Origin of the sequence: Amycolatopsis nivea (assembly GCF_004522235.1) — a bacterium.
Classification (GTDB): Bacteria; Actinomycetota; Actinomycetes; order Mycobacteriales; family Pseudonocardiaceae; genus Amycolatopsis; species Amycolatopsis nivea.
The window spans coordinates 56,485-82,059 of the sequence record NZ_SDLT01000029.1 but is presented as its reverse complement, the minus strand read 5'-3'; the positions used below and the strand labels follow the sequence as shown (position 1 = coordinate 82,059).

22 protein-coding genes are annotated in these 25,575 nt (G+C 69.7%); 8 read left to right on the top strand and 14 right to left on the bottom strand.

Annotated features, from left to right (window positions below):
- Positions 1-10 precede the first annotated feature (10 nt).
- Positions 11-1,519 (top strand): glycerol kinase GlpK, encoded by a 1,509-nt coding sequence (gene glpK / locus EIZ44_RS29440; protein WP_037816066.1) that lies wholly within the window; start codon positions 11-13, stop codon positions 1,517-1,519.
- A gap of 841 nt (positions 1,520-2,360) precedes the next feature.
- On the opposite strand, the gene EIZ44_RS29435 is transcribed toward glpK, so the two are convergent.
- The 5 genes from EIZ44_RS29435 to EIZ44_RS29415 all read right to left on the bottom strand — a co-directional run bounded on the left by EIZ44_RS29435 (position 2,361) and on the right by EIZ44_RS29415 (position 6,663).
- A complete protein-coding gene (locus EIZ44_RS29435; RefSeq protein WP_134732562.1) occupies positions 2,361-3,158 on the bottom strand; it encodes a VOC family protein in 798 nt (265 codons plus the stop codon).
- Between the two features lie 84 nt (positions 3,159-3,242).
- Positions 3,243-3,836 (bottom strand): class F sortase, encoded by a 594-nt coding sequence (locus tag EIZ44_RS29430; protein ID WP_134732560.1) that lies wholly within the window; start codon positions 3,834-3,836, stop codon positions 3,243-3,245.
- A gap of 59 nt (positions 3,837-3,895) precedes the next feature.
- Positions 3,896-4,531: a hypothetical protein gene (locus EIZ44_RS29425; RefSeq protein WP_205673348.1), complete on the bottom strand. Its 636-nt coding sequence runs from the start codon at positions 4,529-4,531 to the stop codon at positions 3,896-3,898.
- 197 nt (positions 4,532-4,728) lie between these two features.
- Positions 4,729-5,181 (bottom strand): hypothetical protein, encoded by a 453-nt coding sequence (locus EIZ44_RS29420; RefSeq protein ID WP_134732556.1) that lies wholly within the window; start codon positions 5,179-5,181, stop codon positions 4,729-4,731.
- A 78-nt stretch (positions 5,182-5,259) separates the two neighbouring features.
- The gene (locus tag EIZ44_RS29415) at positions 5,260-6,663 is read right to left on the bottom strand and encodes an NAD(P)H-quinone dehydrogenase (RefSeq protein ID WP_037816072.1); all 1,404 of its coding nucleotides are present in this window, start codon (positions 6,661-6,663) and stop codon (positions 5,260-5,262) included.
- A gap of 131 nt (positions 6,664-6,794) precedes the next feature.
- Here EIZ44_RS29415 and EIZ44_RS29410 point away from each other — a divergent pair, with 131 nt between their 5' ends.
- A complete protein-coding gene (locus EIZ44_RS29410) occupies positions 6,795-7,247 on the top strand; it encodes a gamma-glutamylcyclotransferase family protein (protein ID WP_199817833.1) in 453 nt (150 codons plus the stop codon).
- 608 nt (positions 7,248-7,855) lie between these two features.
- Here EIZ44_RS29410 and EIZ44_RS29405 read toward each other — a convergent pair.
- The 5 genes from EIZ44_RS29405 to EIZ44_RS29385 form a co-directional block, all read right to left on the bottom strand.
- The gene (locus EIZ44_RS29405; RefSeq protein WP_037816075.1) at positions 7,856-9,142 is read right to left on the bottom strand and encodes an amidohydrolase; all 1,287 of its coding nucleotides are present in this window, start codon (positions 9,140-9,142) and stop codon (positions 7,856-7,858) included.
- Between the two features lie 190 nt (positions 9,143-9,332).
- Positions 9,333-9,647, bottom strand: coding sequence for a hypothetical protein (locus EIZ44_RS29400; protein WP_037816076.1), 315 nt, complete (start codon positions 9,645-9,647; stop codon positions 9,333-9,335).
- 175 nt (positions 9,648-9,822) lie between these two features.
- The gene (meaB, locus tag EIZ44_RS29395) at positions 9,823-10,815 is read right to left on the bottom strand and encodes a methylmalonyl Co-A mutase-associated GTPase MeaB (protein ID WP_134732554.1); all 993 of its coding nucleotides are present in this window, start codon (positions 10,813-10,815) and stop codon (positions 9,823-9,825) included.
- Between the two features lie 3 nt (positions 10,816-10,818).
- Positions 10,819-12,987, bottom strand: coding sequence for a methylmalonyl-CoA mutase (gene scpA / locus EIZ44_RS29390; protein ID WP_037816078.1), 2,169 nt, complete (start codon positions 12,985-12,987; stop codon positions 10,819-10,821).
- Positions 12,984-14,849, bottom strand: a complete 1,866-nt coding sequence (locus EIZ44_RS29385; RefSeq protein WP_205670286.1) for a methylmalonyl-CoA mutase subunit beta — start codon at positions 14,847-14,849, stop codon at positions 12,984-12,986. The genes scpA and EIZ44_RS29385 overlap by 4 nt, the downstream gene beginning before the upstream one ends.
- Before the next feature lie 268 nt (positions 14,850-15,117).
- Between EIZ44_RS29385 and EIZ44_RS29380 the strand changes: the two genes are divergently transcribed.
- Positions 15,118-16,824 (top strand): serine/threonine-protein kinase, encoded by a 1,707-nt coding sequence (locus tag EIZ44_RS29380; RefSeq protein ID WP_240690928.1) that lies wholly within the window; start codon positions 15,118-15,120, stop codon positions 16,822-16,824.
- A gap of 154 nt (positions 16,825-16,978) precedes the next feature.
- Here the strand turns inward: EIZ44_RS29380 and EIZ44_RS29375 are convergent, their stop codons facing one another.
- Positions 16,979-17,599: a MerR family transcriptional regulator gene (locus EIZ44_RS29375; RefSeq protein WP_078870604.1), complete on the bottom strand. Its 621-nt coding sequence runs from the start codon at positions 17,597-17,599 to the stop codon at positions 16,979-16,981.
- Between the two features lie 108 nt (positions 17,600-17,707).
- Here EIZ44_RS29375 and EIZ44_RS29370 point away from each other — a divergent pair, with 108 nt between their 5' ends.
- Genes EIZ44_RS29370 through EIZ44_RS29360 form a run of 3 tightly spaced genes read left to right on the top strand, consistent with a single transcriptional unit; the run spans position 17,708 to position 19,895 of the window.
- Complete coding sequence (locus EIZ44_RS29370; RefSeq protein ID WP_134732552.1) at positions 17,708-18,688, top strand: hypothetical protein; 981 nt, start codon at positions 17,708-17,710, stop codon at positions 18,686-18,688.
- Positions 18,685-19,113, top strand: coding sequence for an ABA4-like family protein (locus tag EIZ44_RS29365; protein ID WP_134732550.1), 429 nt, complete (start codon positions 18,685-18,687; stop codon positions 19,111-19,113). Before EIZ44_RS29370 ends, EIZ44_RS29365 begins: the two co-directional genes overlap by 4 nt.
- A complete protein-coding gene (locus EIZ44_RS29360; protein WP_134732548.1) occupies positions 19,110-19,895 on the top strand; it encodes a purine-nucleoside phosphorylase in 786 nt (261 codons plus the stop codon). The genes EIZ44_RS29365 and EIZ44_RS29360 overlap by 4 nt, the downstream gene beginning before the upstream one ends.
- 102 nt (positions 19,896-19,997) lie before the next feature.
- Here the strand turns inward: EIZ44_RS29360 and EIZ44_RS29355 are convergent, their stop codons facing one another.
- A complete protein-coding gene (locus EIZ44_RS29355) occupies positions 19,998-21,149 on the bottom strand; it encodes a glycosyltransferase (protein WP_037816080.1) in 1,152 nt (383 codons plus the stop codon).
- A gap of 57 nt (positions 21,150-21,206) precedes the next feature.
- Between EIZ44_RS29355 and EIZ44_RS29350 the strand changes: the two genes are divergently transcribed.
- Positions 21,207-22,835 carry a phospho-sugar mutase gene (locus EIZ44_RS29350; RefSeq protein WP_134732546.1) on the top strand — a complete coding sequence of 543 codons (1,629 nt, stop codon included), beginning with the start codon at positions 21,207-21,209 and terminating at the stop codon, positions 22,833-22,835.
- Positions 22,836-22,845: 10 nt separating this feature from the next.
- A complete protein-coding gene (locus tag EIZ44_RS29345; protein ID WP_009072659.1) occupies positions 22,846-23,295 on the top strand; it encodes a flavodoxin family protein in 450 nt (149 codons plus the stop codon).
- A gap of 459 nt (positions 23,296-23,754) precedes the next feature.
- On the opposite strand, the gene hisS is transcribed toward EIZ44_RS29345, so the two are convergent.
- Together hisS and EIZ44_RS29335 are read right to left on the bottom strand one after the other, a co-directional pair.
- A complete protein-coding gene (gene hisS, locus EIZ44_RS29340; protein ID WP_037816082.1) occupies positions 23,755-25,050 on the bottom strand; it encodes a histidine--tRNA ligase in 1,296 nt (431 codons plus the stop codon).
- A gap of 36 nt (positions 25,051-25,086) precedes the next feature.
- Positions 25,087-25,470, bottom strand: coding sequence for a hypothetical protein (locus EIZ44_RS29335; protein ID WP_037816084.1), 384 nt, complete (start codon positions 25,468-25,470; stop codon positions 25,087-25,089).
- Between the last annotated feature and the right edge of the window lie 105 nt (positions 25,471-25,575).

Here is a 25,575-nt window from a genome sequence, read left to right as displayed (position 1 = left end):
GAGGGAATCCATGACTTCGTATGTCGCCGCGATCGACCAGGGCACCACGTCGACGCGTTGCATGATCTTCGACCACTCCGGCCGTGTCGTCGCGGTCGACCAGCGCGAGCACGAGCAGATCTTCCCGAAGGCGGGCTGGGTCGAGCACAACGCCGAGGAGATCTGGGAAAACACCCGGGCGGTCGCGGCGGGCGCGCTCGCCAAGGCCGACCTGCGGCCGACCGACATCGCCGCGGTGGGCATCACCAACCAGCGCGAGACGGCGCTCGTGTGGGACCGCAAGACCGGGAAGCCGGTGTACAACGCGATTGTCTGGCAGGACACGCGCACCGACAAGATCGCCGGCGAACTGGGCGCGCTCGGCGGCGGCCAGGAGCGCTACCGCGAGAAGACCGGGCTCCCGCTCGCGACGTACTTCTCCGGCCCGAAGATCAAGTGGATCCTCGACAACGTCGAGGGCGCGCGGGCCAGGGCCGAGGCGGGCGATCTGGTGTTCGGCAACATGGACACCTGGGTGCTGTGGAACATGACCGGCGGCACCGACGGCGGCGTGCACGTGACGGACCCGACGAACGCGTCGCGCACGCTGCTGATGGACCTCGACACCCTGCAGTGGGACGAGGACATTGCGGCGGAGATGGGGATCCCGCTGTCGATGCTGCCGGAGATCCGGTCGTCGTCGGAGGTGTACGGCAAGGTCCGCCCGCGCGGGGCCCTCGCGGAAGTGCCGATCGCGGGCATCCTCGGCGACCAGCAGGCGGCGACGTTCGGCCAGGCGTGCCTTTCGCCGGGCGAGGCCAAGAACACCTACGGCACCGGCAACTTCGTGCTGCTGAACACCGGCACGGAGAAGGTCCTGTCGGAAAACGGCCTGCTCACGACGGTCTGCTACAAGATCGGCTCGAACGACACGGTGTACGCACTGGAGGGTTCGGTCGCGGTCACCGGTTCGCTCGTGCAGTGGCTGCGGGACAACCTGGGGTTGATCTCGTCGGCGGCCCAGATCGAGGAATTCGCCCGAACGGTCGACGACAACGGCGGCGCGTACTTCGTGCCCGCGTTCTCGGGCCTGTTCGCCCCGTACTGGCGCTCCGACGCCCGCGGCGCGATCGTCGGCCTGACCCGGTTCGTGAACAAGGGCCACATCTCGCGCGCGGTCCTGGAGGCGACGGCGTTCCAGTCGCGAGAGGTGATCGACGCGATGAACGCCGACTCGGGTGTTCCGCTGAAGTCGCTCAAGGTCGACGGCGGGATGGTCGTGAACGAACTGCTGATGCAGTTCCAGGCGGACATCCTCGGCGTGCCGGTGATCCGCCCGGTGGTGAACGAAACGACCGCGCTGGGAGCGGCTTACGCGGCGGGGCTGGCGGTCGGGTTCTGGGAGTCGGAGGACGACATCCGGACCAACTGGGCCAAGGACAAGCAGTGGGACCCGTCGATGGACGAGTCGCGGCGGGAGAAGGAATACCGGAACTGGAAGAAGGCGGTGACGAAGACCTTCGACTGGGTGGAGGACTGATCCTTCCGGCCGGGTCTGCGGTGGGGCGCTGTTGAGCTTTCGGGTGCTCCGCTGGGGCCGATGCTCGAGCTTTCCGGCGGGCTCCACCGCCAGCCCGCACTTGAGCCATGCCCGCCGATGGCTGGCTGGCGACTGAACGGTCGCCGCAACGGTTTGCGGTTTGGCTAGCTGATGGTNAACGGTCGCCGCAACGGTTTGCGGTTTGGCTAGCTGATGGTCGTGAGGGGAACCCTGGGGGAATCTGATTCCGTCAGGGTTCCCCTCACGTACTTCTGGCCCACGCTGCCGACTCCACCGGACGCGCCGACCTCGCCACCGATCCCGCCGCGAATGGGCACAGCGCAGCCCGACACCGCCTGACTCAGCTCAGCCTGGCACCGGGCAGAGTCCGGCCCGACAACCGCAAGCCGCACCAAACCGGCTCGCCCAACTCAGCGCAGCCACACGACCCTGCCCAGCCCGACAGCACGGCCCAGCGCAGCACAAGCCACGCGGCTCTGCCCAAACCGGCAACACGGCGGCCTGCCACCGCACAGGCACACAGCCCTGCCCAGTCCGGCAACACGCCTGCCACCGCACAGCCACACGGCCCTGTCCGTCGGACAACACGGCCCAGCGCAGCACAGCCGCCCCGCCCGGTCCGGCAACGCGGCCTCGCACCGCACAGCCACACGGCCCTGTCCGCCGGACAACACGGCCCAGCGCAGCATAGCCACGCCGCCCTGTCCGGCGACACGGCCCGGCACCGCAAAGTCCACTGCCCGCCGATCCCCCGCCTCGCCGGTCAGCCAACTCGCCGAACCAGCCCCGGCGAGGGCTCACATCACCTTGGCCCCAACCGTCACCCCCACCCCTCCTGGGTCCCGGACTGCGCGTTGGGTGCCATCAGCGAAAACCCCGCCCCTTGGTCATCCACCGCGATCACCATCCGGCCGTGCGGGGTGTCCGTCGGCGGGCTCACCACCGTTCCGCCGAGGTCCGGGATCCGCGCCGCGGCCTCGTCCGCGTCGGCGGTCCAGAAGTACGTCACCCAACCAGGCGATGCCTGGCTGTCCGCGGCCAGCTCGCCAAGGCCGCCGACCGGCCGGCCGTCGACGTCCAGCGTCGCGTACGTGAAGCCTGGCCCGGACATGTCGCCGAAGCCGTATCCGAACACGTCGCCGTAGAACTGCTTGGCCGCGGCGAAATCCCGGGTCATGCATTCGTTCCATGCGGGAGCCCCTGGCGTCAGCGTCGCCTGCGTGCCGGAGTGCCTGCCCGGCTGCCACAGGCCGAAAGTCGCTCCGGTCGGGTCGGTCGCGATGGCCATCCTGCCTTCGGTCAGGACGTCCATCGGCGGTGCGATGACCTGTCCGCCCGCCTCGGCGATCGCGGCTACCGTCTTGTCCACATCGGACACTGACAGGTACGTCGTCCACATCGGCGGCATGCCTGCCTGCTCCGGCGGGATCTGCCCGATGCCCGCGACCGGCTTGCCGTCGATCTGCGCCATTCCGTAATAGCCGGTCTCCGGGCCGCCGGATTCGACTGTCCAGCCGAGCAGCGACTCGTAGAACGTGACCGCCTTGTCGCGGTCAGGCACCATCAAGTCGCCCCAGCACGGTGTGCCCGCGGGCCACGGTTCTGTCCTGGTGATCATGCGTGCCTCCCAGAATTGTGCCAACCGCCACAGTGTCGCACCGGGCACCGACAAAATCGGGGGCGTCTTGTTCAATGCGCGGGGTCACTGCCCGCCGTTCACCAGATGGGCGTACACGATGATGTTGTCCACATAGCTGTGCTCGGCCCGGTCGAACGCGCCGCCGCAGGTGATCAAACGCAGTTCCGGGTCCGAGGTGTCCCCGTAGACCGCGTCGGTCGGGAAGACGTCCTTCGGCACCTGGTCCACTTTGGTCACCTCGAAGTGCGCGGTGGTGCCGTCGCGGCGGGAGATGTCGACGTCGTCTCCCGGCTTCATTTCCTTGAGCCGGTAGAAGATCCCCTTTTGCTTGTTCCCGTCGACGTGCCCGAGCACGACCGCGGGGCCGACCTCGCCGGGTGTCGGGCCGTTTTCGTACCAGCCTGCCTGCAAGGGTTTGCTGACCGGCGGGACCTGTACCGAATTGTCGGGATTGAGGCCGAGCGGCACGAGACTGGAATGCGCGTCGATGCTCGGGATGTCCAGCGACACCGGCTCCGATTTCGGCATCGCCGCCGACGCGACCGAGGAAACCGGCGGAGCGCTGGCAGCGGGTGCGGCGGTCGTCGCACCGACCGAGCAGCCGGCCAGCAGCGCGGCGAGCGCGACGGACGCCGCGGCGAGTGTCTTCCTCATCATCTTTCCCCCGATCCGCCGGGCCTGGCCGCGGGAAAAAGCAGCCAGGCCCAGGAGACTAGTCAGCCACGCTGGCGACGACGCGCCACCACGAGCCCGGTGCCGCCGAGGGCCAGCACGCCCATCGCGCCTGCCGCGAGCGGGAGGCCGAGGTCCGACTGGTTGTCCGCGACCGGACCGTCCGTGCCGCCGGTCTGCGGCGCGCCGGACGGGACCTGGCTGACCTGCTTAGGCGTGGGCGTCGGCTTCGGGACGGGCTTCGCGCCCAGCACGGTGAACTTCGTGGCGATGTCGCCACTGCCGCAGGAGAACGAAACCTTGTACGTACCGGGCTTCACGCCGTTGCGAACGGTCGCGCTGCCCTGCGAGACCGGAGCCTTCGACGGGTCGCCCTGCGGACCGACCGGGTGCAGCTTGCCGAACTGCAGCGCGGCCGAGCTCAGGTTCTTGATTTGCGAGGCCTCGCAGCCGACGCGCACCGTGACGCGGTCCCCGGCGTGGCCGGACGACGGCAGCACCCGGATGAAGGCCTTCGGCACACCGCCGCTGTCGCCAGGCGGTTCCTCCGGCGTGGAGGAAGGCGGAGCGGTGGTGGTGCTCGACGGAGGCGGTGTGGTGGACGTTTCAGCGGCGAAAGCCGGTGCTGCCGAAAACATTCCGGCGGCGACCAGAGCGGAGAAAACAACGGTACGCTTCATGACACTCCCCTTGATGAAAATACGATTCCCGCCGCGCACGGGCAGCGGCGAATCCGCGTCCGGCCGGCAGTTCCCCCTGCGGCCCGGGCGTTTTCGTTCGGACAATCACCAAGACGCCTCCGCCGGGCGCGGGGTTGCCCCGGACACGAAAAAACCGCCGGAAACAATTTCCCGGCGGTTTTTCGAAGCATGGATGATTAGCCGGCGAGGCTCCCGTCGCCCGCTTTCGCCGCGCCCTGGGGCACCCGCGACACCTGCGCGGCGGGCACGGTGAACGTCGCGTTGTACTGCTTCCCGGCGCACGTGACGGTGAGCGGATAACTGCCGGGTTTGGTGCCAGGCACCAGGTTCGCGTGCGCGCTCATCGTGGCCTTCACGCCGACCATCTCGCCGTAGAAGTACTGAGAGAACTGCAGCGCGGGCGAGCTGAACGCCGCCGTGCCCGCCTTGGCCCCCGGGCAGTAGGCGAACGCCACGTTCGGGTCCGAGCCGCGCTGGTAGGCGTTCACCTGGCCGTGCAGCACCGCGGTGTCCTGGTTCAGCTGCACCGTCACCGGATCGGAGGCCGGACCGTCCGCCGCCACCGCCGGGACCGCTGTCCCGGCCAAACCGATCGCCGCCGCCACCGCGAAAATCGCGCTCTTGCGCACCCTTGTTCCTTCCCCGTGCCACACGTCCTCAACCCGCTAGACGCGGTGTGCGGCACGGGGTTGCCCGGCGGGGAAAAATCAGTCCAGATCGTCGTGCCGCATGAGCTGGCGGCCCGCTTCGGTGATCGATCCGGACAGCGACGGGTACACCGAGAACGTGAGCGCCAGGTGGTCCACCGTCAGCTGGTTCTGCACGGCCAGCGCGATCGGCAGGATCAGCTCGCTCGCCGACGGCGCGACCACGACACCGCCGACCACCACACCGGTAGCCGGGCGGCAGAACAGCTTCACGAAACCGCGGCGCAGGCCTTCCATCTTCGCGCGCGCGTTGGTCGCCAGCGGCAGCATGATCGTGCGCGCGGGCACCTCGCCGGAGTCGATCGCCTGCTGGCTGATGCCGACGGTCGCGATTTCCGGGTGGGTGAACACGTTCGCCGCGACCGTCTTGAGCTTGATCGGCGCGACGCCCTCGCCCAGCGCGTGCCACATCGCGATGCGGCCCTGCATGCTCGCCACGGACGCGAGCATCAGCACGCCGGTGCAGTCACCCGCCGCGTACACGCCGGGGACGCTCGTGCGCGACACCCGGTCCACCGCGATGAAGCCGCCGGGGCCGGGCTCGATGCCGACGCGGTCGAGACCGATGTCCGCGGTGTTCGGGATGGACCCGACGGTCATCAGCGCGTGGCTCGCCTCGATCACGCGACCGTCGGCCAGGTGAACTTCGACGCCCTTCTCGGTGCGCTCGACGCGTTCCGCACGGGCCTGCTTGGCCACCGTGGTGCCGCGTTGCGTGAAGACCTCTTCGAGCACCGCGGCGGCGTCGGCGTCCTCGTGCGGCAGCACGCGGTCGCGGCTGGACACGACGGTGACCTTCACGCCCATCTCGGTGTACGCGGACGCGAACTCGGCGCCGGTGACGCCGGAACCGATCACCGCGAGGTGTTCGGGCAGCTCAGTGAGGTCGTACAGCTGACGCCAGTCCAGGATCCGCTCGCCGTCCGGCACCGCGCCGGGCAGCACGCGCGGGGTCGCGCCGGTGGCGATCAGCACGACGTCGGCGGACAGCGATTCGACCGTGCCGTCGGAGTGCGTGACTTCCACCGTGTGAGTGGCCAGACCCGGCTCGTCGTCGGCGAACCGGGCTTCCGCGGTGATCACGCGGACGCCCTCGCGCTGCACGCGGGCACGGATGTCGGCCGACTGCGCGAGCGCCAGGCCTTTCACTCGCCCGTGGACAGTCGGCAGGTCGACGGTGGTGTCCGCCATGTCGGTGTTGATGCCGAGTTCGCCGAGGTCGTGCATCTTCGCGAGCGCGCCGGACGACGCGATGAACGTCTTCGAGGGCACGCAGTCGTAGAGGACACAGGCGCCGCCCAGGCCGTCCCGCTCGACGATCGTCACGTCGGCGCCGTGCTGCGCCGCGACCAAGGCGGCTTCGTAGCCCGCCGGGCCGCCACCCATGATCACGATCCTGGTCACCTGGGTCCTCCTATGTACGCGTGCTTGGCGGTGGTCCTGACCCTACGCGGCGAACCTGACCGGCAAGCGAAGTGCCCGGACACGGCATGTGCATCCGATCGTGCGACGGATGGGTCGCTAGGCTGTGCCGCGTGCCGTTGTATGCCGCTTACGGATCCAACATGGAGCCCGCCCAGATGCTGGAGCGCGCCCCGCACTCGCCCATGGCGGGCACCGGCTGGCTGGAAGGCTGGCGGCTGACCTTCGGCGGCGAGGACATCGGGTGGGAAGGCGCGCTGGCCACCATCGTCGAGGACCCGTCGTCGCGGGTGTTCGTGGTGATCTACGACGTGACCGCGCTCGACGAGGAACGGCTCGACCGCTGGGAAGGCGGCGAGCTGGGGATGCACACGAAGATCCGGCTGCGAGTCCAGACGATGGACGGCTCGGTGCTGGCCTGGCTGTACGTCCTGGACGCCTACGAGGGCGGACTGCCCTCCGCGCGCTATCTCGGGGTGCTGGCGGACGCCGCGGAGGCGGCCGGGGCCCCGGCGGATTACGTGGACGATCTGCGCACCCGGCCGTGCACCGGGATCAGCGGCTGACGTTCGCTCCGACTTACTGTCCGTGAAGGGCTCCTTGCGGGAATCTGATTCCCGCAAGGAGCCCTTCACGGACCTTCAGCCGTTCGATGGACGAACCACCGCGGCGGCTTCGACCTCGTCGCGGGCTGCCCGAAACGCTCGTTTCCGGAGTCATCCACACCCGCGGTAGCAGAGGGCCGAAAGTTGTCCCCAACGGTGTCGCCCTGTGGATAACTCCGTGCGACCGGGCGATCCGCGGCCTCGCTGGACAGCCACCCAATACCACACGGCAGAGGCTCACCCACACGGGCATCCAGCACCGCAGAGCGCAGGAAAAATAGCAGCGCGTCACCAAAAATGACGGCAGAAATCAGGTCAGCGAAGCACCGCGAGCGGCCCCGGATTCCACCAAATCCGTTGCGGCACAACACGAAATCCACCACCGGCAGCCATCGGCCCACCACCGCACTCGGGCAGCACAAAAGTCCGAAATGACTCTCGGTAAACAGGCTGCAGCAGGGGCACCCGCGGTCTAGACCACGCCGCGTAATCCCCCGCTGACACCCCCGCACGAGGGGTACCTCTCACCCGCCTGAGTTATCCACATCGGCGCGCCGCCTGTGGATAACTCAGGCCAGCGAGGCCAGTGCGGTGTGCACCAAAGTGCGGACTCCGACGAGCAGCGCGCGCTCGTCGAGAACGAACGTCGGGCGGTGGATGTCGGCCTGCGGAGCGGGCGGACCGGACCACACGCCGAGCCGGGCGAAGGCCCCGCCGACGTGCTCCAGGTACCAGCCGAAGTCCTCGCCGCCGGACGACTGTTCCGTCCCGGCCAGGCCCGTTTCGCCGACCGCGGCCTCGACGCCAGCGCGCATCAGCGCGGTCGACTCCGCGTCGGACACGACGGGCGGCACGCCGCGCCGGTAGTCGAGCGAGAAGCCGACGCCGGTCGGGGCCAGCAGCGATTCCACCGAGGACGCGACGAGCGGCTCCAGCGCCTTCCACACCTCGTGGTCGGCGGTCCGCAGCGTGCCGCGCAGGACGCCGTCCTGCGGGACCGCGTTCGCGGCCTGTCCGGCGTGCACCGCGCCCCACACCAGCACCGTGCCGGACCGCGGGTCGACGCGCCGGGACAGCACCGACGGCAGCGACGTGATGACCGTGCCCAGCGCGTACACCAGGTCAGCGGTGAGATGCGGCCGCGACGTGTGCCCGCCGGGCGAGGTGAGGCGCAGTTCGATCAGGTCGGCGGCGGACGTCAGCGCGCCGACCCGGGTGCCGACCTTGCCCGCTTCGAGCCGCGGGTCGCAGTGCAGGCCGTAGATCCGCTCGACGCCCTCCAGCGCACCCGCGGCGATCATGTCCAGCGCGCCGCCGGGCATGACCTCCTCCGCGGGCTGGAAGATCAGCCGCACGCGGCCGGGCAGCTCGGGCGCGCCGGCGAGGGCGCGACCGGCGCCGAGCAGGATCGCGGTGTGCGCGTCGTGGCCGCACATGTGCGCCGCGCCGTCGGTGGTGGAGGAGTACGGCAGGCCGGTGTCCTCGGTCAGCGGCAGCGCGTCGATGTCCGCGCGCAGCGCCACGCAGCGCTCGCCCTTGCCGATGTCGCACACCACGCCGGTGCCGCCGGGCAGCACCCACGGCTTGAGGCCGACGCGCCGCAGCAGCGAGACAATCAGCTCGGTCGTCGCGAACTCGTTGCGCGACAGCTCGGGGTGGGCATGGATGTGCCGCCGCCACGCGAGCACGTCCGTCGCGTTCGCGCGCAGCCAGTCGTCCAGCCAGAACGGGCCGCGGCCCGCGCCAAGGTCTTCCACCGGAGCCATGCTGACGCCGGCTTCGGTCAGCAGCGCGCCGGGCGCCGCGATCGGGTTGTGGTCACCTGGAACGTCCGGCCGTGAATCCAGCACCGTCACGCCGCACCTCCTCCCGCAACACGAGCGCAGGGGAACACGCAACGTGCCGATCGATCTGTCTTACGCATTGGAGTCGATCGTGCACCATGCAGGTGGCAAGCGGCGGTGCGCTGCCGTTCGACCAAGACGGCCGGTAGCGGATCTGCGGCGAACGGCTGACGAAGTTCGGCGTGGGTGAACGCCGGAAAGCTCAGCCGCCTTGGGCCTTGCGGCGCTTGATGCGGTGGCGGCGGCCGAAGAACACGATGGCGAGCAGCACCACCGCGGCCCCGCCCGCGATGAGGTTCTTCTTCGTCTTGTCGGCGTTGGCCTTGTCGGTCTGGGACGGGTCGAGCACCGGTCCCGGCGGGGCCTGGCGGAACCCGTTCACCTGCGTGATCGCCGTCTCAGCCGCCACGGTGACCGACGCCGGAGCCGGGGTCGCCGCGGACGCCGCCGCGGGCAGCACTCCGGTGAGCAGCACGCCGAGCAGACCGGCCAGCAGCAGTCCCCGCACCTTCGCCATGACTTCCCTTCTACGCCGTCACCGTGCATTGTGCCTGTCGAGGAGCGGGCGCGTCAGCCGCCACGCGGTGGAGGCGCGTCCGCTCGCCTCGTGCTGACGACCGTCGAGCGCAACAAGCCCCGAAGACGGGCAAAAGACACTTGCGCGGACAGCGTTTTCCCTTCTTGGACGACGTTCAAGAAGAGGGCTCGGCGAACGCGGCCAAGATCCGCTGCGCGGCCAGCGTGGCGGTGAGTTCTCCGTCGCGCACCGCCCGTTCCACGTCGGCTACCTGCGCGCGGACCGCCGGATGCGCGGTGAGCCGGTCGAGCAGCTGCTCGCGGACCATCGACCACGTCCAGTCGACCTGCTGGCGTTTGCGCCGCTCGCCAAGATCACCCGATTCGGTGAGCACCTCGCGGTGCTTCCCGATCGCCGCCCACACCTCGCCGAGGCCGCTGCCCTCGAGCCCGCTGCACGTGAGCACCGGCGGCGTCCAGAGCGCGTCCTTGCCGTAGATCATCCGCAGCGCGCCCTGCAGTTCGCGCGCGGCGCGCTTGGCGTCGCGTTCGTGCGGGCCGTCGGCCTTGTTCACGGCGATCACGTCGGCGAGTTCCAGCACGCCCTTTTTGATGCCCTGCAACTGGTCGCCGGTGCGCGCGAGGGTCAGGAAGAGGAAGCAGTCGACCATGTTCGCCACGGTCACCTCGGACTGCCCGACCCCGACCGTCTCCACCAGCACGACGTCGAAGCCGGCCGCCTCCATCAGCACGATCGTCTCGCGGGTGGCGCGGGCGACGCCGCCGAGCGTGCCGGACGTCGGCGACGGCCGGATGAACGCCTTCGGATCGACCGCGAGGCGCGCCATCCGGGTCTTGTCGCCGAGGATCGACCCGCCGGTGCGGGTCGAGGACGGGTCGACGGCGAGCACCGCGACCCGGTGCCCGGCCGTCGTGAGGTCGGTGCCGAGCTGGTCGATAAATGTCGACTTGCCGACTCCGGGCACGCCGGTGATGCCGACGCGTTTCGCGCCGCCCGCGTGCGGGAGCAGCTCGACCAGCAGTTCCTGCGCTTGCCGCCGGTGGTCCTCGCGATGCGATTCGACCAGCGTGATGGCCTTGGACAGGGTCCCCCGGTCGCCCGCGAGCACGCCCTTCGCGTATTCGCCGACGTCGATCCGCCGCGGCAAGGTTCAGGACTCCTGCGCGGCCAGCTGCTGGAGCAGGTCGATCGCGGCGTCCGCGAGCACCGTGCCCGGGCCGAAGATCGCCGCCGCTCCTGCTTCGCGCAGCTCGGGGTAGTCCTGCGGCGGGATCACGCCGCCGACCACGACCATGATGTCCTCGCGGCCCAGCTCGGCCAGCTCGTGGCGCAGCGCAGGCACCAGCGACAGGTGCCCGGCGGCCAGCGAGGACACGCCGATCACGTGCACGTCCGCTTCCGACGCCTGGCGGGCGACCTCGGCCGGGGTGGAGAACAGCGGGCCGACGTCGACGTCGAAGCCGAGGTCGGCGAAGCCGGTGGCGATGACCTTCTGGCCGCGGTCGTGGCCGTCCTGGCCCATTTTCGCGACGAGGATCCGCGGACGGCGGCCTTCCTCTTCAGCGAATTTGTCGACGAGCTCGCGGGCCTTCTCGACGTTGTCCGACTTCCCCACCTCTTCCCGGTACACGCCGGAGATCGTGCGGATCTGGCCGGAGTGGCGGCCCCAGTTCTTCTCCAGCGCGTCGGAGATCTCGCCGACGGTGGCCTTCGCGCGCGCGGCGTTGATGGCCAGCTCGAGCAGGTTGCCGTTGTTCTGCGCGCCTTCGGTGAGGCGGCGCAGCGCGTCCTCGGTGGCCTGCGGGTCTCGCTCTTCGCGCAGCCGACGCAGCTTCTCGAGCTGCTGCGCGCGTACGCCCGCGTTGTCGACCTTCAGCACGTCGATCTGCTCGTCGTCGGTGACCTGGTACTTGTTCACGCCGATGACCGGCTGTCGTCCCGAGTCGATGCGCGCCTGCGTACGCGCAGCTGCCTCTTCGATGCGCAGCTTCGGGATGCCTTCGTCGATCGCGCGCGCCATGCCGCCCGCGCCCTCGACTTCGGTGATGTGGCCCCACGCCTTGCGCGCGAGGTCGTAGGTGAGCTTCTCGACGAACGCGCTGCCGCCCCACGGGTCGATGACGCGTGTGGTGCCGGATTCCTGCTGCAGCAACAGCTGTGTGTTGCGCGCGATCCGTGCGGAGAAGTCAGTGGGCAGCGCGAGCGCTTCGTCGAGAGCGTTGGTGTGCAACGACTGCGTGTGTCCCTGAGTGGCAGCCATCGCCTCGACGCACGTACGCGTGACGTTGTTGAAGACGTCCTGCGCGGTGAGGGACCAGCCTGACGTCTGAGAGTGCGTACGCAGCGACAGCGACTTCTGTGACTTCGGATCGAACTGCTTCACCAGCTTCGCCCACAGCAGGCGCGCGGCACGCAGCTTCGCGACCTCCATGAAGAAGTTCATGCCGATGGCCCAGAAGAACGACAGCCGCGGCGCGAACTTGTCGACGTCCAGCCCGGCTTCGACGCCCGCGCGGATGTACTCGACGCCGTCCGCGAGCGTGTACGCCAGCTCCAGGTCGGCGGTCGCTCCGGCCTCCTGCATGTGGTAGCCGGAGATGGAGATCGAGTTGTACTTCGGCATGTGCTGCGAGGTGTAGCCGAAGATGTCGGAGATGATCCGCATCGAGGGCTGCGGCGGGTAGATGTAGGTGTTGCGGACCATGAACTCCTTGAGGATGTCGTTCTGGATGGTCCCCGCGAGCTGCTCCGGCTTCACCCCCTGCTCCTCGGCCGCGACCACGTAGAGCGCGAGCACCGGCAGCACCGCGCCGTTCATCGTCATCGAGACGGACATCTTGTCGAGCGGGATGCCGTCGAACAGCTGGCGCATGTCGTAGATCGAGTCGATCGCCACGCCGGCCATGCCGACGTCGCCGGACACGCGCGGGTGGTCGGAGTCGTAGCCGCGGTGGGTCGCGAGGTCGAACGCGACCGACAGGCCCTTCTGCCCGGCCGCGAGGTTGCGGCGGTAGAAGGCGTTCGACTCCTGCGCGGTGGAGAACCCGGCGTACTGGCGGATCGTCCACGGCTGGTTGACGTACATCGTCGGATACGGCCCGCGCAGGTACGGCGCGATGCCGGGGTACGTGCCAAGGAAGTCCACATCGGACAGATCGGCGGCGGTGTAGACCGGCTTCACGCCGATGCCCTCGGGGGTTTCCCAGGCCAGCGCGTCCGGGCCCTTGCCGGTGGCGTCCTGCACGGCCTGCGCCCACGCGGCCCGGTCGCCCGGTTCCGGCGTGCCGAGCGGGATGTCGGCGAAATTCGGGATGCTCATGCGGAGACTCCCAGCTGTGCGTGGAGGCTGGTCAGGATTTCGAGCGCGTCGCACCCGGCGTACAGATTGCCGCTGATTCCGTCGTAGGTTCCCTTGCCCGCCAGCAGCACGCTGTCCGCGCCGAGCGACGCCGCGACGGACGCGGCCTGTTCCTCATATGCCGCGTCAGTGCCGCAGACGCAGGCGATCTTCGCGCCGCTCTCGCGGAACGCGCCAGGCAGATCGTCGGTCGCGCCGGGGTTCACCGCTTCGACGCCACCCGCCTGGAGCAGGTTCGTCGCGAAGGACGCGCGGGCGGTGTGCGCGGCGACCGGACCCAGCGTGGCCAGGAAAACCTTCGGCCGTTCGCCGTGCTTGGCGAGGTACGCGTCGGACGCGTCGCGCAGTTTCTCGTACTCCTCGGCGTACCGGTGTCGCGGGAGTCCGCCGTCCACAGTGGACGGGAGCGGTTCGCGGGAGACCGGCTTTTCGTCCAGGTTCGGGAACTCGCTGACACCGGTGAGCGGATCGCGCCGGGTGGCGAGGCGGCTCGCGCGCTTCGCCCAGGTCTCGGCGAGCCGTCCGGCCAGCGCACCGGAAGCCAGCTCGGCCTCGATGCCGCCCGCCGCCTCGATCGCGGTGAACTCGCGCCACGCGGCTTCGGCGAGTTCGTCGGTGAGCTTCTCGACGTACCAGGAGCCGCCCGCCGGGTCGATCACGCTGCCCAGCTTCGACTCTTCGATGAGGATCGCGTTGGTGTTGCGGGCGATCCGTGAGGAAAACGCGTCCGGCAGGCCGATCGCCGCGTCGAACGGCAGCACGGTGACCGCGTCCGCGCCGCCGACCCCGGCCGCGAAACAGGCGACGGTCGTGCGCAGCATGTTCACCCACGGGTCGCGCTGGGTGAACATCGACGGCGACGTGACCGCGTGCTGGTGCATCCCGCGCGCTTCCGCGGCCGCACCGGAGACTTCGAGGACCCGGTCCCACAGCCGGCGCGCGGCGCGGAACTTGGCGATGGTGAGGAACTGATCCGCGGTCGCGGCGAGCCGGAACTCGATCTGCGCGGCCGCCGCGGCGACGTCCAGACCAGCCTCGGTGAGCGCACGCAAATAAGCGACGCCGGCCGCGATCGTCGCGCCGAGTTCCTGCGCGTCCGAGCCGCCTGCCTCGTGAAACGGTAGTCCGTCGGCGACGATCGTGCGGACCTTGGGGTACTTAGGGGCAACCTTCGCGGCCAATTCGGCGGCCGGGCCGAGCGGGAGAGAGTGTCCGGTGCGCGCCGAGGTACCGAGCGGGTCCGCACCCAGCGTGCCGACGGCTTCGCTGGCCGGGACCTCGCGTTCGGCGAAGAGATCGAGAAGCGCCTGAGCAGCGGTTTCGTACTCCGCACCGGCGTCGAGGACGACCGGCGCGAGACCGACGTAGACCTCGTTCAGCGCGTCCGCGAGCGCGGAAATCGGGAGCGAACCCTCGCCGAGCCGCAGCCACACCGAGGACGCGCCGCCTTCGAGGTCGGCGAGGATCGCCGCGTTCGCCGCCCGAGCGTCTTCGCGCTGGTGACGGACCCGGATGTCCCAGCCGGTATCGACCACGCCCTCCGGCCGGGCCCCGCGCACGAACGGCGGCAGCCCCGGGAAGCCGAGGTCGCCGCCCGCGTCTTCGGCCGTGTATAGCGGCTGGATTTCGATGCCGTCGTAGGTGCGGGAGACGAGCTTGCTCTCCGGCGCACCCGCGAAATCCTCCGGGAGCCTGCCGCTCTTGCGCAGCACTCCCGCCACCAGCTCCTGCCACTGGGCGCGGTCCGCGGTCGGGAACTCCGCCGCGAGCGCGAGCCCGGGCTCGGAAGTCGGCGCCGACTCCGGACCAGCCACGTTCGTCATACCCAGTGATGGTAGAGGCAGGCCACCACCCGCACCTGTGACTCTGCTCGCCCCCCGTACGGGTGAACTCAGGGGTAGCGGTGCTGGGTCGAAGAGTGTCGGCGGGGTGGGCCACAATCATGGGGTGCCCTCGGAGAACAGCGACCAGGACCAGCCCGGCAACACCGACAGCACCGGCTCCGCGAACGCCGAGCCGTCGACCGGCGGCGACCAGCCGCGGGTAGTCGCCGGGCGCTACCGGCTGCGGTCGGTTCTGGGGTCGGGGTCGATGGGCACGGTCTGGTCGGCGTACGACGAGTTCCTGCACCGCCCGGTCGCGGTCAAGGAGATGAAGGTGCCGCCGGGCATCCCGGCCGAACAGGCGGACGAACTGCGCGAGCGCACCCTCCGCGAAGCCCGGGCGATCGCGGTGCTGTCGCATCCGAACGTCATCACGCTGCACGACGTCGCGCGCGAGAACGACGCCCCGTTCGTCGTGATGGAGCTGCTGCCGTCGCGCAGCCTCGCGCACCTGCTGCGCGACCACGGCCCGCTGACGGTCGAACAGGCCGCCGCGGTCGGCATCGCGGTAGCCGCCGCCCTCGAAGCGGCCCACGAAGCAGGCATCACGCACCGCGACGTGAAGCCGGGCAACGTCCTGGTGGCCAGCGACGGAAGGATCAAGCTCACCGACTTCGGCATCGCCCGCAACGTCTCCGAAGCCACCATGACCAGGACCGGCATCATGCTCGGTTCGCCCGCCTACATCTCGCCGGAGGTCGCGTCCGGCGGCGCGGTCACCCCCAACGCGGACCTGTGGGGCCTCGGCGCGACGCTGTTCGCCGCCGTCGAAGGCGCACCCCCGTACGACGCGGACGGCGACCCGCTGGAAACCGTCGGCAAGGTCGTGAACGGCAAGGTCCCGCGCCCGAAGCCGGGCCCGCTGGCCGACGTCATCGCCGCGTTGATGAAGAAGGAACCGGAAAAGCGGATCTCCCTGCGCGAGGTGCGCCACCGGCTGTACCCGAAGCAGACCAAGGCCACGGTGGACCTGTTCGGCCCCGAACTGTTCCGCACGCCGGACGGCAAGAAAACCGCCGCGCACCTGGACGCCACCGACACCCAGGTCATCAAGACGGTCGCCCCGAAACCGGACTCGCCGGAACAGCCCGCCGCACTCGCCGCGGACCCCGGCCCCCTGCCGTTCATGCGCTCGGGAAACACCGGTTCCGCCCCGGCCTTCGCCCCCGCTCCCCCGCTGCCCCCACCGCCGCCGCTGCCCGCCCCGCTGCCGCCGCCACCCCCACGCCGCAGCGGCAAGGCGACGGCGATGCTGGCAGTCGCCTCAATGGTCCTGTTCGCCCTGGCCTGCGGCGGCGGTTTCGCATTGGCCCGCGTGGTGAGCGGTCAGAACCTGCTGCCGCCACAAGGCGTGGAAACCGGAACGCTGGCGACCGCGGGCACAGTCGGCGGTTCGTCGGAGCCGCTGAAGCTGATCCCCCAGCACGCCAACGCAAGCTCGACGGCAAACGTCACGCGCGACAGCGAATACACCCTGTCCGTGCCCGAAGGATGGAAACGCTTCATCGCGTCCCGGAAATCCACTTTCGGCACCTCAACGGTAGTCCAGTACGTTTCCCCGGACGGCCGCCAATCCCTGCGCCTGGAACGAATCCCGAACTTCTACGAGAAGTATTCCATCGGCGACGCAATGACCGCACTGCGCTCCTCGGGTTCGCCGGATTCCTTCAACTTCACCCGCGAGCCAGTGCAAACACCCAACGGCACTGAGGTCATGTTCCGCGCAGTAGAACGAGCACAAACCCACTCCGCCAACCCAGACGCAGTAATCACCCGAGCCACCTACGCCCTGATCAAACAATCAGAAAACACCCTGTGGCTACTTTCCCTGACGGTGCCAGCAGAACAGGAAGACACCGGCTCCGCCACCTTTGACCAAATAGCCCCGACCCTGTCTTTCCCCGCGGCCTCGTAAACCGCAGCCCTGCACAAACAATCGAGGCACCCACACCGCCCCCAACCCCGATCCGAAGCCGAACCGTCAGCACAATAAAACTTCGGGGTGGCGGGCCCCACAGCGAGCGCAATGTCGCCGCCAGGCGACGAGGCGTCCGGCCCCCAGAAGAATTTCACCCCTCCGAATACCTCCGCCCAGTCTCCGCAGCCTGAGCCAACCTCCGAAACCCCTCAAACAACCGATCCCCCAAAACAGTCCCCACCACCGCAGCCTCAACCATCCGATCCATGGACACCCCCGCCTCAAGAGTGTCCAAATCCGCCTCCGCGATCCGATCGGCAATTTCCGCATAACGCCCGATCTGATCCAGCAACGGCTGATGCCCCAGCGCACGAATCGTGCACACGGTCCCCACCAGCACATCCGCCACCGGATTCTCCGGCCCGAACTTCCACCCGTGCTTCCGAGCGAGCGAAGACAACAACTCCATCGCCCACTCGCGATCCTCGTCCGAAACCTCCACCGCGGATCCAGTCAACGCCCGCTGCATAACCCCGAGCACGTTGTACGCGGCCCGGTCCGAATCAACAGCCGCCACGACCTCCCGCACGGTCGCCACGGACAACCCGCCGACCTCGACCAGCGCCCGGATCAGCTTCAGCCGCCGCACGTGCTCCTCGCCGTAGCGAGCCTGGTTCGGACTGGTCCGTTCCCCGGCCGGGAGCAGCCCCTCCCGCAGGTAGTACTTGATCGTCGCCACCGGAATCCCGGACTCGGCGCTCAGCTCTGCCATCCGCACCCGCACGACCCTAACTTCCGGGAAAAACCCTGAGGACTTCTCAGCATAGATAGCTTAACTTCCCATAGTGGAGAGCATCACTATCCATACTGGGAGGACCTCATGACCACCACCGTCGACCCGCCCGCGGCGACGTTGCCCACCGCCCGGATGCGCACGTGGCACCGGCCTTCGCTGTGGTTCGCCGCGGCGATGGGCGTCGCGACGGTGCTGACCGTCGTGGCGATGCTGATCGACCACCGGACCCTGCTCGGCGCGCCGGTGTGGGCGAAGCCGTTCAAGTTCGCCGTGTCCGGCGGGCTCTACTACTTCACCTGGAGCTGGCTCGTCTCGCTGCTGAACGGCCGGTTGCGCAAGGTCGCGAACGTCGCCACGACCGTCTCCGTCGTGCTGTTCGCCGCCGAGTACGTGGCGATGGCCTTCCAAGCGGCCCGCGCCCGGCCGAGCCACTTCGCGAACACGTCCCCGTTCGACGCCGCGCTGTTCCAGGCCATGGGGGTCATGGTCGCGGGGCTCTGGCTGGCCACGCTCGTCGTCACCGTGCTGCTCATGTTCACCCGGATCGAAGACCGCGCGGTGTACTGGGCGGTGCGCACCAGCGCGGTCCTCGCGCTGATCGGCGCGGGCCTCGGCGCGACCATGACCCGGCCGACCCCGATCGAACGCGCCGAGATCAAAGCCACCGGGCATTCCGACCTCATCGGCGCGCACAGCGTCGGCGTCGCGGACGGCGGCCCCGGTCTTCCGCTGCTCGGCTGGAGCACCACCGGCGGTGACCTGCGCATCGCGCACTTCATCGGCCTGCACGCGCTGCAAGCGTTGCCGCTCTTGGCGTTCGGGCTCGCGGTGCTCGCGACGCGACTGCCCCGGCTGCGCGAAAGCGCGGTGCGCGTGCGGCTGGTGTGGACGGGTTCGGTCGGCTACGCGGGGCTCGTCGGCTTGATCCTGTGGCAGGCCGAACGCGGCGAACCGCTCATCCACCCGAGCGGCACGACGCTGGCCGCCGCCGGGCTGCTCGTCGGCGTGGTCGCGGTGGCTGCCGCGGCGTCGGTGCTGGTGCCGGCCAGGAAGGCGGTCCGGTGAGTGACCTGACCGTCTTCGCCTGGACGTTCCCGGTCGCGGTTCCGTTCTGGGCGCTGATGATCTTCCTGCCCGGCTGGCGCGGCACTCGCCGGATCCTGGCGTCGCCGTGGGTGCCGCTGCTGCCGCTGATCTGGTACTTCGTGCTGGCGATCCCGCACTTCGGCGAGCTGTGGCACGCGATGCAACGACCGGATCTCGGTGTCCTGCAAGGATTCCTGAGCACACCGTACGGGGCCGCGCTGGTCTGGGCGCACCTGATCGCGTTCGACCTGTTCATCGCGCGCTGGATGTTCTTCGAGGCGCGCACGCACCGGATCCCGTGGTGGATCGTCAGCCCGCTGCTCCTGCTGACGATCTTCCTGTCGCCGTTCGGCCTGGTCGCGTTCCTCGCCGTGCGCGGCGCCCGGATACGCTCGGCGGCATGAGCAACCTGGAGGAGGCGGCCGCGGCCGTCATCGCCGAGCGCACCGGCGTCGAGAAACACGACATCGCCGTGGTGCTGGGTTCGGGCTGGCGTCCGGCCGCGGACGTGATCGGAACCGCCGACGCGGAGATCCCGTTCGGCGAGCTGCCGGGCTTCACCCCGCCCGGAGCGGTCGGCCACGGCGGCACGGTGCGGTCACTGCGGATCGGCGACAAGCGCGCGCTGGTCCTGCTCGGCCGCACGCATTTCTACGAGGGCAAGGGCATCGACCCGGTCGTGCAGAACGTGCGCACGGCCGCGGCGGCGGGCGCACGGACGGTGCTGCTCACCAACGCGGCGGGCGGGCTGCGCGCGGGCATGAACGTCGGGCAGCCGGTGCTGATCGCCGACCACCTCAACCTGACCGCGCGCTCGCCGATCGTCGGCGCGCACTTCGTCGACCTGACCGACCTCTACGCCAAGCGCCTGCGCGACCTGGCGCGGGAGATCGACGATTCGCTCGAGGAGGGCGTGTACGCGGGCCTGCCCGGGCCGCACTTCGAGACGCCCGCCGAGATCCGGATGCTGCGCACCATGGGCGCGGACCTGGTCGGCATGTCGACCGTGCTGGAGGCGATCGCCGCCCGCGCGGCCGGGCTCGAGGTGTTCGGACTGTCCCTGGTCACGAACCTGGCCGCGGGCATGACCGGCGAACCGCTCAACCACGAGGAAGTCCTCGAGGCCGGGCGGCAGTCGGCGACGCGGATGGGTTCGCTGCTGAAGGAGCTCGTCACCCGCGCGTGAGCTCCGGCTAGCGCCCCAATGCCACATTGGGTGCGTCACATGCACCCAATGTGGCATTCGGTGCGTCACATGCACCCAATGCCACATTGGGGCGCAAGCAACTCAGGCGTACCGCGGCAACTGCGCCGCCACTTCCTCCGGCGAAGGCATCCCCGCGACCTCCTCCGCCAGCCCGCGCACGGCGTCCGCCACTGCGCTGTCGGCCAGCAACCGACCGGCCGTCTCGCGGACCGCGTCTGTCGTCAGTTCGTCGCCGACCAGCTTCGCGCCCACGCCCGCGGCGACCACGGCGTCCGCGTTGGTGAACTGGTCCGCGCCCTGCGGCAGCAGCAACTGCGGCACCCCCGCGGCGAACCCGCCCAGCGTGGTTCCGCTGCCGCCGTGGTGGACCACCAGATCGACGTGCGGCAGCAGTTGCGACTGCGGCACCCATGCCTCCAGTCGCACGTTCGACGGAACCTCGCCGAGTGCCTCGACGTCGACGGCCGGGCCGGTGGCCACCAGCACGTCCGCGTCGAGCGCGGCCAGTCCGTGCAAGGCCGAGGTCAGCAGGTGCGCCTGGCTGGCTCCGGTGGTGCCGAGCGTCAGGTACAGCAGCGGGCGGCCGCGGTCCCGGCCTTCGACGCCGGACGGCAGATCGCCCGGTTCGCTCCAGCCGACCGGACGCAGCGGCACCCGCTGGGCTCCGGCGAGGAACGCCGGCGCCTGCACCGACGGCGGGCAGATGTCCACGAACGGCTGGCCCCAGAAAAGCTTGCTGCTTCCGGTGAGGCCGAGCTCGGCGGCGAACGCGTCGATCTGCTCGGTGATGTGCTCCATCGGGCCACCGCCGGACACCCGGCCGAAACCGTGCCCGATCGCCGGGATTCCCGCCTGATGCGCGGCGAACGCGCCGCCCGGATTGCCCATTTCGTACACGACCAGGTCCGGTTTCCGCTCGGCGAGCACCGCGGCGAGGTCGGTCATGAACCGGGTGGGCAGCAGCCTGCCGAACGCCTTGCCGATCGCCTCGTTCAGCTCGGCTTCCGGGACCTCGTAGCGGCTGCGGGTGTCGCCTGCGAAGAGGAGGTTGAACGCCTCCTGCAGCGTCAACCCGGCGGCGACGGCTTCGAGCCCGGCCTTCTCCAGCGTGGGGTGGAAGTCGGATGCGGTCGCGTAAAGCACCTCGTGGCCGGCGTCGCGCGCGGCGGAGGCTAGCGGCAGCAACGGATAAAGGTGCCCGTAAGACGCGAGGGACGTGAAAAGAATGCGCACTCCCCGAGCGTATCGTCAGCCACCACCCAATATCCGGATCCGCGTAAGCTGGCCCGGGTGTCCGACAGCCTCGATTCCCGCCTCCGCGATTCCGTCTACCGCTGGATCACCGACGACCCGGATCCGGCCTCGCGCGAGGAACTGACCGCCGCCCTCGCCCGCGCGATGGGCAAGGAGCCCGGCGCGATCGAGGAGATCGCCGACCGGATGGCCGGACCGCTGGAGTTCGGGACCGCGGGTCTGCGCGGACCGGTGCGCGCGGGACCGAACGGGATGAACGTCGCGGTCGTCACGCGGACCACCGCGGGCGTCGCGGCCTGGCTCGCCGCGCAGGGGCACGCGGGCGGCGTGGTCGTGATCGGCCGCGACGCGCGGCACGGGTCGGAAGCGTTCGCCACCGCCGCCGCCGAAGTGCTGACCGCCGCCGGGTTCGCGGTGAAGGTGCTGCCGCAGCCGTTGCCGACGCCGTTGCTGGCGTTCTCGGTGCTGCATTACGGAGCGGTCGCCGGGATCCAGATCACCGCGTCGCACAACCCGCCCGCGGACAACGGGTACAAGCTTTACGACGCCACCGGCGGCCAGATCGTGCCGCCCTCCGACGGCGAGATCGAGCGCGCGATCCAGTCCGCCCCGGCCACCCGGAGCATTCCGCGCACGCCCGGCGCCGAGGTCGTCGACCCGCGCGAGGCGTACCTCGCCGCGGTCGGCGCGCTGCCGCGGGGCACGACACGCGAGCTGCGGATCGCCGCGACGGCGCTGCACGGCGTCGGCGCGGAAACCCTCCAGGCCGCGCTGTCCCGGGCCGGATTCACTGACGTGCACCTGGTTTCCGAACAGTCCGAACCGGACGCGGACTTCCCCACCGTCTCGTTCCCGAACCCCGAGGAACCCGGCGCGACCGACCTCCTGCTGGCGCTGGCGTCCGAAGTGGACGCTGACCTCGCGGTGGCGCTCGACCCGGACGCCGACCGGTGCGCGCTCGGCGTCCGCGGCCCCGACGGCTGGCGGATGCTGCGCGGCGACGAGACCGGCGTCCTGCTCGGGGCGCACCTTCTGTCCACAACGGACAACCCGGATCCGTTGGTGGCCACCACGATCGTGTCCTCGTCGCTGCTCGGCGAGGTGGCCAAGGAAAAGGGCGCGCGCTACGCGGAAACGCTCACCGGGTTCAAGTGGCTGGTCCGCGCGGGCGAGGGCTTGGTGTTCGCGTACGAGGAAGCGCTCGGCCTGTGCGTGAACCCGAGCTTTGTTCGTGACAAGGACGGCATCGCCGCGGCGGTCGCGGGCGCGGACCTGGCGGCGACGCTCAAGGCCGAGGGCCGCACGCTGCTGGACGTTCTCGACGACATCGCGACCCGGCACGGCGTGCACCTCACCGATCAAGTGTCGTTGCGGGTCACCGATCTTTCCGTGCGCGGACGCCTCATGGCCGCGTTGCGCTCGGACCCGCCCGCCACGCTCGGCGGGGCGCCGGTGACGCTCGAAGACCTCCTGCCGGACGCCGACGTGCTCCGGCTGAGCGGCGACGGCGTGCGGGTCGTAGTGCGGCCGTCCGGCACGGAACCGAAACTGAAGGCGTACCTGCAAGTGGTGGCTCCGGTGACCGGGGAGCTCGCCGACGCGCGGCGCAGCGCGACGGAAGTGCTCGACGCGGTCCGCGAGGAGATCACCGCGCTGCTGCGCTGACGGGAGAACCATGCCAACGTTGCTGATCGTGCACCACACGCCGTCGCCGTCGATGCAGGCGATGTTCGAGGCCGCGCTCGCCGGCGCGAAGCATCCGGACATCGAGGGCGTCGACGTCGTCCGCCGCCCCGCGCTCGGCGCGACGGTGGCCGACGTGCTCGCCGCGGACGGCTACCTGCTGGGCACGCCGGCGAACCTCGGCAGCATGAGCGGAGCGTTGAAACACTTCTTCGACACCGTGTACTACCCCTGCCTGGACGCGACGAAGGGCCGTCCGTTCGGGGCGTACGTGCACGGCAACAACGACACGTCCGGGACCGTGCGGCAACTCGACGCGATCACGACCGGGCTCGGCTGGACCCGCGTGGCCGAGCCCGTGCTCGTGACGGGCGAACCGGACAAAGCCGCGCTGGAAGCGGTGACCGAACTCGGCGGAACCCTTGCCGCGACGCTCATGTGAGCAGCGGCTGCTCCGCTGAGCGGGGCCAAAAGCCTTCCAGGGGAAAGTAAAGAGGCCTGTCACCGGAAGCCCTGGGGGTCGACCTCCGGCAACAGGCCAGGTCAAGGGTTCGCAACGAAGGCGATCAACCTCGACTACGCAAGGGTACTACAAAGAACCGATCATGACGACCCTGCAATGGCAACCAAGCGTGCTCGATTCAACTCCGAGGGCGCCGACCAGGACCGCGAAGCCCGGGAAACATGGATCCGGCAGCGGTTCGTGTCCCGGTCAGCGGACCACCGGCACCCCGACCGGCCCAACGGACCGGCCCCGGACTGTCCATTGTGGATAGCCGGAAACGGCGGCTGGTTCACCGGCAGCCGACTGCGGTGAGTGACGAAATCGCACCGGATCCGCCACTCGGCGGATAAAGAAGGCGGGCACCGGTCCGGAGACCGGCACCCGCCTTGAGAAAAATCAGGCCGGCGAAACCATCGCCCGCACCGCGGCCGGGACATCGGCCACCGCGACCTGCTCCTGCTCACGCGTGGCCAGGCTCCGGACCGTCACCCGGCCGGCCGCCCAGTCCTCCTCGCCCACGATGACGACCGCCACCGCGCCCGCCTTGTCCGCGCGAGTGAGCTCCTTGCCCAGCTTGCGCAGCTCCAGCGGGGTCGACGTGCGCAGACCCGCCTTGCGCAGCACGGTCGCGACGTCGCGAGCCGGGTCCGCCAGATCCTCGGTGACCGGGATGACCGCGACGTCGACCTCGCTGCGCGGCTGCGGCGTGAGGCCGTGCGTGTCGAGGAAGTCCATCAACGTCACGTCGCCCATGCCGAACCCGATGCCGGAGATCTGCTCCTTGGTGAACATCGAGGCGAGGTTGCTGTACCGGCCGCCGCCGAACAGCGCCCGGCGGTTCTGCGGCGAGGTGTCGAAGACCTCGAACACGGTCGACGTGTAGTACGCCAGCCCGCGCACGATCAGCGGCTCGTACCGGACCAGGCTCGCCGCGCTGCTGGACAGCACCTTGACCAGGTTCGACTCGGCCTTGACCTCCGCGGGCAGCTCGTCGAGCAGCGCGGGGCCCGCGCCGAGGGTCTCGGCGAGCTTCTCGTACTGCTTGTCCGACAACCCGATCTCGGCGGCGCTCGCCGCGTGCTCCTCGGCCGAGGTCTTCTCCCACCGGTCGACGAGCGCGAACACCTGCGCCAGGTGATCCGGCGAGATCCCGACGACGTCGGTGAGCGCCGAGGACAGCAGGTTCCGGTCGTTGACCCGCACCGCGAACATGTCCGGCGTCGCGCCGACCGCGCCCATCAGATCGTGGATCAGCTCGAACATCTCGATCTCGCAGTTCGCGCTTTCCGAACCGAAGATGTCGGCGTTGATCTGCCAGTGCTCGCGGACGCGGCCGCGCTGCGGGCGCTCGTAGCGGTGGCAGTTCGGGTGGCTGTACCAGCGCACCGGGAACGACAGCGATTTCGCGTGCCCGGCGATCATCCGGGCCACCGACGGCGTCATCTCCGGACGCAGCGCGAGCCGCTCACCGCCGCGCGTGGTGAGCGTGTACAGCTGCTGGTCGGCGATCTCCTGGCCGGACTTCCGCTCGTAGACCTCCGCCTGCTCCAGGATCGGGCCGTCGTAGCGGAGGTAGCCGTAGCGCTCCAGCACGTCGTAGAGATGGCCGAACACCTGCGTGCGGACGGACATTTCGGCGGGGAGGAAGTCTCGGGTCCCCTTGACAGGCGCAGTTGACAGGTATTCAGGCACGTCATCAAGCTTAACGACCCGGCGCCAGCGATTTCGTCAGGGGAACGCGACGCCGTACGCGGTGAGCAGCATGGCCGCGCCGAGCAGCACCGCGCCGCCGGTCGTGACGCTCATGCCGACGCGGGTGCGCAGCATCGCGAGGAAGAACCCGCCGGACTGCGCGAGCACGCCGAACAGCAGCAGGAAGCAGACGATCCAGCGCGCGGTGTCGCCGAGCCCGCCGTGCTCGACCAGTTGCAATGCGGCGAGCGTGAGGACGAGCAGGACACCGGCGTGCGCGTGTCCGGCGCGGAAAAACCCGCGCTGCTTCTCGGTGAGGTCACCGCGGCGCAGCACGCCGCTCAGCGCGTAGCCGCCGTACATGACGGTGGGCAGCGATACGAGCGCGATGACGGTGAACAACTGGACTGGGCCGTGCATGGTCGCCTCCTTTGGGGTGCGGAGCGACCATAACACTGTTTTAAAACACTGTCACGAAACTTGCGTGTCCCCCTTGCCGGTGGCTGTCACCCGACGGTCGAGGGA